Source organism: Candidatus Avelusimicrobium alvi (assembly GCF_958451995.1).
GTDB lineage: Bacteria > Elusimicrobiota > Elusimicrobia > Elusimicrobiales > Elusimicrobiaceae > Avelusimicrobium > Avelusimicrobium alvi.
This window is the reverse complement of the sequence record NZ_CAUDSG010000013.1, coordinates 33,335-40,741: the sequence shown is the minus strand read 5'-3', so window position 1 is coordinate 40,741 and position 7,407 is coordinate 33,335. Positions and strand designations below refer to the sequence as shown.

Annotated in this window: 9 protein-coding genes; 6 read left to right on the top strand and 3 right to left on the bottom strand. The window is 54.9% G+C overall.

Annotation, left to right across the window (positions count from 1 at the left end; translation table 11 throughout):
- Both ACQY36_RS04025 and ACQY36_RS04020 read left to right on the top strand, forming a co-directional pair.
- On the top strand, window positions 1-261 hold a 261-nt coding region (locus ACQY36_RS04025), incomplete at its 5' end, for a hypothetical protein (RefSeq protein ID WP_428077907.1).
- A gap of 121 nt (window positions 262-382) precedes the next feature.
- The gene (locus ACQY36_RS04020) at window positions 383-739 is read left to right on the top strand and encodes an MGMT family protein (RefSeq protein WP_428077905.1); all 357 of its coding nucleotides are present in this window, start codon (window positions 383-385) and stop codon (window positions 737-739) included.
- A gap of 72 nt (window positions 740-811) precedes the next feature.
- On the opposite strand, the gene alaS is transcribed toward ACQY36_RS04020, so the two are convergent.
- Window positions 812-3,424: an alanine--tRNA ligase gene (gene alaS, locus ACQY36_RS04015; RefSeq protein WP_428077903.1), complete on the bottom strand. Its 2,613-nt coding sequence runs from the start codon at window positions 3,422-3,424 to the stop codon at window positions 812-814.
- An 85-nt stretch (window positions 3,425-3,509) separates the two neighbouring features.
- Here alaS and ACQY36_RS04010 point away from each other — a divergent pair, with 85 nt between their 5' ends.
- Genes ACQY36_RS04010 through ACQY36_RS03995 form a run of 4 tightly spaced genes read left to right on the top strand, consistent with a single transcriptional unit; the run spans window position 3,510 to window position 5,971 of the window.
- Window positions 3,510-4,211, top strand: coding sequence for an HAD family hydrolase (locus ACQY36_RS04010; protein WP_428077901.1), 702 nt, complete (start codon window positions 3,510-3,512; stop codon window positions 4,209-4,211).
- A 17-nt stretch (window positions 4,212-4,228) separates the two neighbouring features.
- On the top strand, window positions 4,229-4,576 hold the full coding sequence (locus ACQY36_RS04005) for a hypothetical protein (protein ID WP_428077900.1): 348 nt from the start codon (window positions 4,229-4,231) through the stop codon (window positions 4,574-4,576).
- Window positions 4,573-5,460 (top strand): diacylglycerol/lipid kinase family protein, encoded by an 888-nt coding sequence (locus tag ACQY36_RS04000; protein WP_428077898.1) that lies wholly within the window; start codon window positions 4,573-4,575, stop codon window positions 5,458-5,460. Before ACQY36_RS04005 ends, ACQY36_RS04000 begins: the two co-directional genes overlap by 4 nt.
- A 1-nt stretch (window position 5,461) precedes the next feature.
- On the top strand, window positions 5,462-5,971 hold the full coding sequence (locus ACQY36_RS03995) for a thermonuclease family protein (protein ID WP_428077896.1): 510 nt from the start codon (window positions 5,462-5,464) through the stop codon (window positions 5,969-5,971).
- Window positions 5,972-5,985: 14 nt separating this feature from the next.
- On the opposite strand, the gene ACQY36_RS03990 is transcribed toward ACQY36_RS03995, so the two are convergent.
- Both ACQY36_RS03990 and ACQY36_RS03985 read right to left on the bottom strand, forming a co-directional pair.
- Window positions 5,986-6,522 (bottom strand): type IV pilin protein, encoded by a 537-nt coding sequence (locus ACQY36_RS03990; RefSeq protein WP_428071735.1) that lies wholly within the window; start codon window positions 6,520-6,522, stop codon window positions 5,986-5,988.
- A gap of 336 nt (window positions 6,523-6,858) precedes the next feature.
- Window positions 6,859-7,398 carry an NUDIX domain-containing protein gene (locus tag ACQY36_RS03985; protein ID WP_428055951.1) on the bottom strand — a complete coding sequence of 180 codons (540 nt, stop codon included), beginning with the start codon at window positions 7,396-7,398 and terminating at the stop codon, window positions 6,859-6,861.
- Window positions 7,399-7,407: the final 9 nt, after the last annotated feature.

Below are 7,407 nucleotides of genomic sequence, written 5' to 3'. Positions count from 1 at the left end.
AGATTTTACTTCCTTTTTCTGACAGCAGAAAAAGGAACAAAAAGACTGCCGGCCAGTGCCCATAAATCCAGTTTTACGCGGCGCGTTTTACAACTCGCTATCGCTCAAACAAATAAAACGCTTCTCCCGCGTAAAACGGATTTTATAGACGGGCTAAAGGCCGGAGCAACAACGGCAACAACACAGCCCAATAAGCCGCCCGCAGAGTGCGGGGGCAGGGCCCGGAGCCGGAGCCCCCTTCTCTGGCCTGACCAGGGCTAAAGCAATAAACGGTGCTATTAGTTAGATGGGAACAACAAGGGAGGTATGCGCCGCGGCAAACTTCAAATCCCCCGATATGAACAGTTGTTCCGCCGGGAGCAAAACGAAGTATAATACAATTATGGCGCCAAAAACTCCCACCTTTAATGCCCGCGTATACGATATTGTGCGGCTGATTCCGCGCGGCAAAGTGCTCAGTTACGGCAAAATTGCGCGGCTGACGGGCAATCCGCGCGCTTCGCGCGCCGTGGGGTACGCGGTGGCTTCGCCCTACGCGCCGAAACTGCCGTATCACCGCGTAGTATATAAGGACGGATCGCTCAGCCCGGCGTTTATCGTAAAAGGCCAAAACCGCCAGTATACGCTCCTGAAACAGGAAAATGTTTCTTTTACTAAAGACCGGCGCGTACAAATGAAAAAACACGAATGGCGCGCCGACGGCGTAAGCCTGAAACTTTTTAATAAATACGGTTTGTAACAATCACCCGATTCACCAAATGAAAAACCCCGGGACGGGAAACGTTCCGGGGTTTTGCAAAATACGTAAGCGTTACAGCGTATCTTTCAGGCCGCCAATCAGTTCCTGCCACGGACGTTTGGCCTCGCCGCCGCCCTGCGCAAAATCCGCGCGGCCTCCGGCACGGCCGTTTAAGTCCGCCGCGATTTGCTTGGCTACGGTTACCGCGTCCACATTGGGCAGTTTGCCCGCCATCTTGACGACGAACGAGCGTTTGCCGTCTTTGTCGCACGCCACAATAACCAGCGCCTGCTGGTGTTTTTGGGCCACGGTGTCGGCGATGGCGCGCAGTTCTTTGGGTTCCGCGCCGTCCGCATTGCGCAAGACCAGCGATACGCCGTTTTTCATCGTAAAAGTCATCTCGTCCATACCGCCCGCCGCCAGTGTTTTCTCGCGGAATTGGGTATAGCGTTTTTTGACTTCTTTGAGTTCGTCCATCACCGCGTTAACGCGGGCGAACACGTCTTTAGACGGCACTTCCAGCCGTTCGGCCAGCGCGTCCGCCTGGCGGTTCACGTCTTTTAAATAGTCCACCGCCGCGTAGCCCGCCACGCCTTCAATGCGGCGCACGCCGGCGGAAACGGAGCCTTCTTTCAGCACCAAAACGGTAATTACGTCCGCCGTGTTCTTGACATGCGTGCCGGCGCAAAGCTCCAGGCTGTATTTTTCTTCGGGGCGCTCAAAGCTCCCGCCCATCATCACAAAGCGGGCCGGGTCGGCGTACGTTTCGCCCAAAAGCGTTACCGCGCCGAGTTTTTCCGCATCCGCCAGCGGGCGGACTTCGCACGAAACGGGCAGTGCGGCTTCGGCCGCCTGATTGGCGATTTGCCAGGCCTTGTTTAATTCTTCGGCCGACGGGGTTTTGGAAAGCGTATAGTCAAAGCGGAAGCGGTCCGCCGACACGTAAGACCCGCTCTGATGCACGGACGGCCCAAACACCCGGCGCAGGGCCGCGTTGACCAGGTGAATCGCGCTGTGGTTGGCCATCAGGCGTTTGCGAAGCCCGGCGTCCACCGTCAGCGTTACCTTGTCGCCTTTTTTAAGCGTACCGCTGATTTTATGCAAATACACTTTGCCCAGCGGTTTTTGCACATCTTCCACGCGGGCGGTTTCTTGGCCGGCCAGCAAAATAAGGCCCTTGTCCCCCACCTGTCCGCCGGATTCGGCGTAGAAAGGGGTGCGGTTAAATACGGCAAAGCCGCCGCCGGACAGTTCGTCCGTCAGTTCAAATTTTTCGTTTAACAGCGCCAGCGTTTCGGCTTCGTCCGTCAGCGTTTCGTAGCCGGTAAATTCGGTGGCCGGATAGCCGTTTTCAATTTTCTGCATCATTACGGCTTTGCCTTTGGTAAATTCGTCCGCGTACGAGCGGCTCTTTTCCTGTGCGGCTTCTTTGGCTTTTTCGTAACCTTTTTCGTCCACCGTTACGCCTTTGGCGGCGGCGATTTCTTTGGTCAGCTCCAGCGGGAAACCAAATGTTTCGTGCAGGTGGAACGCCTCTTCGCCCGGCAGGGTTTTTCCGCACGAAGCCAGCAGGGCGGCCAGCTTTTCTTCGCCGGTTACCAGGGTTTTTAAGAAGGTGGTTTCTTCCAGCTTCAGCACGTCCTGGATGTGGGAAAGGTTCTTGTCAATTTCCGGGTACAGACCCGCAAAAATGGACTGCACCACCGGCGCCAGCGTATACAAATACGGTTTTTCGTTGCCCATCAGCTTGGCGTAGCGCGCGGCGCGGCGGATTAAGCGGCGCAGGATGTAACCGCGCCCTTCGTTGGAAGGCAAAATGCCTTCTGCAATCAAAAAGCTGGAGCTGCGCACATGGTCCGCAATAATGCGAAGGGCGGAAATTTCTTCTTTCGTGTCGCCCTTAATGCCCAGATCCCGTTTGGCGCGGGCGGTAAGCGGGGTGAACAAATCGGTTTCAAATACGTTTTTGGCGTTTTGCATCGCCATGCACAGGCGTTCAAGGCCCATGCCCGTATCAATGTTTTTATGCGGCAGAGGTTTAAAGGAGCCGTCTTCCTGGCGGTCAAACTGCGTAAACACCAGGTTCCAGATTTCCACATAGCGGCCGCAGTCGCACGTAATGTCGCAATGCGGGTTTTTGCATCCTTTATCGCCGAAATCGTAATAAATTTCCGAACACGGGCCGCACGGGCCGGTGGGGCCCATGGTCCAAAAATTGTCGGCTTCGCCCAGTTCAAAAATACGTTCTTTGGGCACATAGTTCAGCCACTCGTTATAGGCCTCTTCGTCGCGCGGCGCGAGGCCGCCTTTGTAGATGCTGACGGAGAGTTTTTCGGCCGGGATTTCCAGCGTTTTGGTCAGGTACTCCCACGCCCAGGCGATGGCCTGTTTTTTAAAATAATCGCCGAACGAAAAATTGCCCAGCATTTCAAAAAACGTCAGGTGGCGTTCGGTAAAGCCCACGCTGTCAATATCCGTGGTGCGCACGCATTTCTGGCAGGTAACGGCGTTTTTGAGGGATTTATCAATGCCCAAAAAATTGGCTTTAAACTGCACCATCCCGGCGGAGGTGAACATAAGGGTGGGGTCCGACTGGGGAATAAGCGAGCTTGACGCCACAACCGGAAGCCCTTTGGAGTGGAAAAATTGCAAATAACCGTTTCTGATTTCTGTGCTTGTTTTCATAAAACCTTCTTTATCTGACTTATAAAACATATATAATAAAGTATATCAAATACGGGGGACGCTCCGCGCGCCGCCCGCAGGGGAAATGATGACTTTACACACCGAACCCATCCGCTTCGTCTGCTTTGACGCGGACGATACGCTTTGGAAAAACGAAGAGTTTTACCGCGCCGCCGAACAGCGGTTTTACGCGTTGCTTTCTTCCAAACTGACCGAAGAACAGGCCGCCGACGCGCTGTTTCATACCGAAATGGCCAACCTCCGGGCCTTTGGCTACGGGGCCAAGAGTTTTACGCTGTCCATGATAGAGACGGCTCTTAACGCACTGGAAGGCGAAGCCGCCGCCCAAGCCGCGCGCGAAATTCTGCAAACCGGCAAAGAGCTTATCCTGCGCCCCGTGGAATTACTGCCGGGCGTAAAAGAAACGCTGGAAAAATTAAGCGGGAAATATCACCTGTCCGTCGTTACCAAAGGCGATTTATTGGACCAGGAACGCAAAATAAAAAATTCCGGGCTCCTGCCGCTTTTTGACAATGTGGAAATTTTAAGCGACAAAAATCCCGCCGTATACGCGGACCTGTTCACCCGCCTGGGCGCGCGCCCGGACGAAGTGCTGATGGTGGGCAATTCCCTGAAATCGGACGTATTCCCCGCGTTGGAAGCCAGCGCGCAGGCGGCCTATGTTCCGTGCCCGTTCACCTGGCGGCACGAAGCGCGCGAAGAGCCCGAAAACCCGCCGTATCTGCCAATCTCCGGCCTGCCGGATCTGCTGGACGTTTTGTTATAATTTTGAAAGGAGAAACCATGAACAAAATTTTTGGTTATTTGCTTATTTGCGCGGGACTGCTGTTTGTTTTCTTCTCGCTTATCGGGATGTATAAGGTGTTTGCCAGCGGCGGCTCCGTCGTTGCCGTGGTGCAGCTGGCGGACGTACAGCTAAACACGCAGTACGGCCCGGTGCAGATGCCGATGAAGGGCATTAACGCCATAGCCAACCTGGGGCTGTTTGCGGTGTTTATGTTCTTTGTGCTTTCGGCGGGCTCCAAGCTGGCGGGAATCGGCAGCGGAATGCTGAAAAACGAGCGGATTTACGACGCGCTCGCAGAAAACCCGCAGGCCTTGCAAAATCCGGACGGGGTAAAAAAATTATGAACATCCGTTTTATCTTAAATCCGCACAGCGGTAAATTAAAAGGCGATGCGGACAAAATCGCCTCTATGGCTTCCGCCATACAGCTCAATTTTCCGGGCGCCGATATGCGCCTGACCAAGGCCCCCGGCCACGCCACGGAGCTCGCGCAGGAGGCCGCCCGCGCGGGGTTTGACGCGGCGGTTGCCATCGGCGGGGACGGAACCATTAACGAAACGGCCCGCGGCCTGGCGGGGACGGACACCGCTTTGGGCGTTATTCCCAACGGCTCCGGCAACGGCTTTGCGCGCGAGCTGGGCATGCCGCTTTTGTTTGAAGAAGCCGTCGCGCGGCTCCAGCGCGCGCAAAAAATGAAATGCGACGCGGGACGCGCCAACGGCGAACTCTTTTTAAACCTGGCCGGCGTGGGCATTGAGGCGGACATCGCCTGGCAATTTATGGAACAGGGCAAAACCGGCCGGCGCGGGATGTGGCCGTACTTTAAAATCGGCGCGAAAACCGCTTTTACCTATAAACCGCACACGCTGGACGTGGACTTTGACGGCAGACGCGAAACCGTCGCCCCGCTGACGCTGGTGTTTGCCAACGGCCGCCAGTACGGAAGCAATTTTAAAATCGCGCCCGGAGCCAGCCTGACGGACGGCGAACTGGATATGGTGGCGGTGCAGGACGCACCCAAGTGGAAGCTGGCCCTGGCCGCGCCCGCCTTTTTTACGGATAACTGGCGCCCGTTCGGCATTACGCAAACCACGCGCGTCAAACACGCGCTCATCCGCCAGCCCGGGGAAATCGTCTACCACGTAGACGGCGAACCGCGCAAAACGCGGGATACGCTGGAAATCGCCGTAGAACCCGGCGCGCTGAACGTACTGCTTCCCTCCCGCTGATATGGCCAAACGAAAACGCTCTTCCGCCCGCCGCAAAAGTTCCTCCAACAAACAGATTAAGTTCTGGGCGTCCGTGCTGACGGCGGCGTTTTTGGCCATCGTCCAACAGCAGGGCAAACCGCTTACCAAGACCGGCCCGGCGGAAGACGGAGCGCTTTTCAGAAACGTGTCCGTGGCGTCGGTTTACGACGGGGACACGTTTAAAATCAACCTGAACTGTTCGCTGGCCGTGTATTGCGAAAAGGTCCCCGTGCGCGTGCGCGGGGTGGACTGCCCGGAAATAAAAGGCAAAACCGAAAAAGAAAAACGCCTGGCCCAACAGGCCAAGGCGTTTACCAAAGAATTTTTAGCCAAAAAGCCCGTTACGCTTACGGATTGCGGGCGGGACAAATACTTCCGCCTGCTCTGCGACGTGATGAACGGACAGGACGAAGACCTGGCCCAAGAACTCATCCGCCATAAGCTGGGCTACGCTTACGACGGCGGCAAAAAATCCAATCAATACCGCTAAATTCCCGCCGGCCGTTACGGCAGGACAAAACGCGTATGCAGGCCGGAATACCCCGGTATTGCCGGAGCGGGCGTACCGCCTAACCCTTTACAAAAACCTGTCGCCGCCGCCTTTTTAGCAGCCGTCGTTACACCATAAAAGCCGCAGTAACGCTCCCCGGCATACTGGGAATGGTCCAACATCATATAATACTGCAGCTCGCCAAAGGTCGGGTCCTCGGAAAAAAACATCTCCAGCATACCGCCTCCGGAACTGAAATACCACATCCCGCCAATTTGCTTGCCGCCTTCGTATATGTCAAAAATAGCGTGTCCTTTGCGCGGTTTTAAAGTAGGCACGTCTACATCCAAATCGTCAAAATTGGCCGGATAAGACCCATTGGCCAGATAGTACATTTCCAGCGCGTCTTTGACCGCCTTAGTCCATATCATTGCCTTGGTATAGCGTGCCTTCATCACCGCCCGCTCATACTGCGGCAAAGCCACCGCCGCCAAAATGCCGATAATCAGCACCACCACCAGTAATTCTATTAAAGTAAAACCTTTTTTCATAAAAACTCCTTAGCAAGTTGATTTAAAGGCTTATTGATAAGTATATGCCCAGTCAGCCAAAAATCAACCGCTCCCCCACTGTATCAAAAAAAAAAAACGAGTCAAGGCCCTCCGGGCCTTGGGGCTCTGGCCTGGCCAGGGCTAAAGCAATAAACGGTGCTTTTAGATACTTGGGAGAGAAACGTGCGGGGACGCAAAAGTTTTCCGGGGGGCGGTTCTTTATGCGGGCACATCCGACTAATGGAGCCACACCCGCAGGCAATTCCGTAACCTAACTAGACAAAAAACAACGGGCAAAAACGCTTGCCCGTTGTTCCAATCCATAACCCGCCGGATTTATTTGTGGTGCAACCGATACCATTGCAGGGTAATAATGGTTTTGGCGTCCGTGATTTCCCCTTTTTCCATCATTTTGTACGCTTTTTCCAGCGGAAATTTCTGCAGGTTCAAAAACTCGTCTTCGTCCGGCTGGTCTTTGCCGCGCGTCAGCCCCGTGGCCAGATACAAATGCTGTTCTTCGTTGGAAAACGCGTTGCACGGGTGAAACACCATAATTTCTTTAAGCGACTTGGCCGTCAGCCCCGTTTCCTGTTTAAGCTCGGCCCTGGCGCAGGCCGGAAAGCTTTGGCCCTTTTCGCGCTTGCCGGCCGGGATTTCCCAGGTGGCCCGGCGGATGGGGTAACGGTACTGCTGCACCAGGTACACGCAGCCGTCTTCCACCGGCAGAATGCCGCTGGCGCCGTGATGGTCAAAATACAGGCGCGTGGACGTGCGGCCGTTAAGCAGTTTCACTTCGTCCAGCTTCACGCCCAGGACCCCTTTGTAAAGCGTTTTGGAAGAGATTTTTGTCTCTTTTAATTTACTATAATGTTTCATATACATATC

Coding starts and splice junctions, on each gene's coding strand:
- ACQY36_RS04020 (WP_428077905.1), top strand. CDS start 383: ATGGCGCCAAAAACTCCCACCTTTAATGCCCGCGTATACGATATTGTG.
- alaS (WP_428077903.1), bottom strand. CDS start 3,424: ATGAAAACAAGCACAGAAATCAGAAACGGTTATTTGCAATTTTTCCAC.
- ACQY36_RS04010 (WP_428077901.1), top strand. CDS start 3,510: ATGATGACTTTACACACCGAACCCATCCGCTTCGTCTGCTTTGACGCG.
- ACQY36_RS04005 (WP_428077900.1), top strand. CDS start 4,229: ATGAACAAAATTTTTGGTTATTTGCTTATTTGCGCGGGACTGCTGTTT.
- ACQY36_RS04000 (WP_428077898.1), top strand. CDS start 4,573: ATGAACATCCGTTTTATCTTAAATCCGCACAGCGGTAAATTAAAAGGC.
- ACQY36_RS03995 (WP_428077896.1), top strand. CDS start 5,462: ATGGCCAAACGAAAACGCTCTTCCGCCCGCCGCAAAAGTTCCTCCAAC.
- ACQY36_RS03990 (WP_428071735.1), bottom strand. CDS start 6,522: ATGAAAAAAGGTTTTACTTTAATAGAATTACTGGTGGTGGTGCTGATT.
- ACQY36_RS03985 (WP_428055951.1), bottom strand. CDS start 7,398: ATGAAACATTATAGTAAATTAAAAGAGACAAAAATCTCTTCCAAAACG.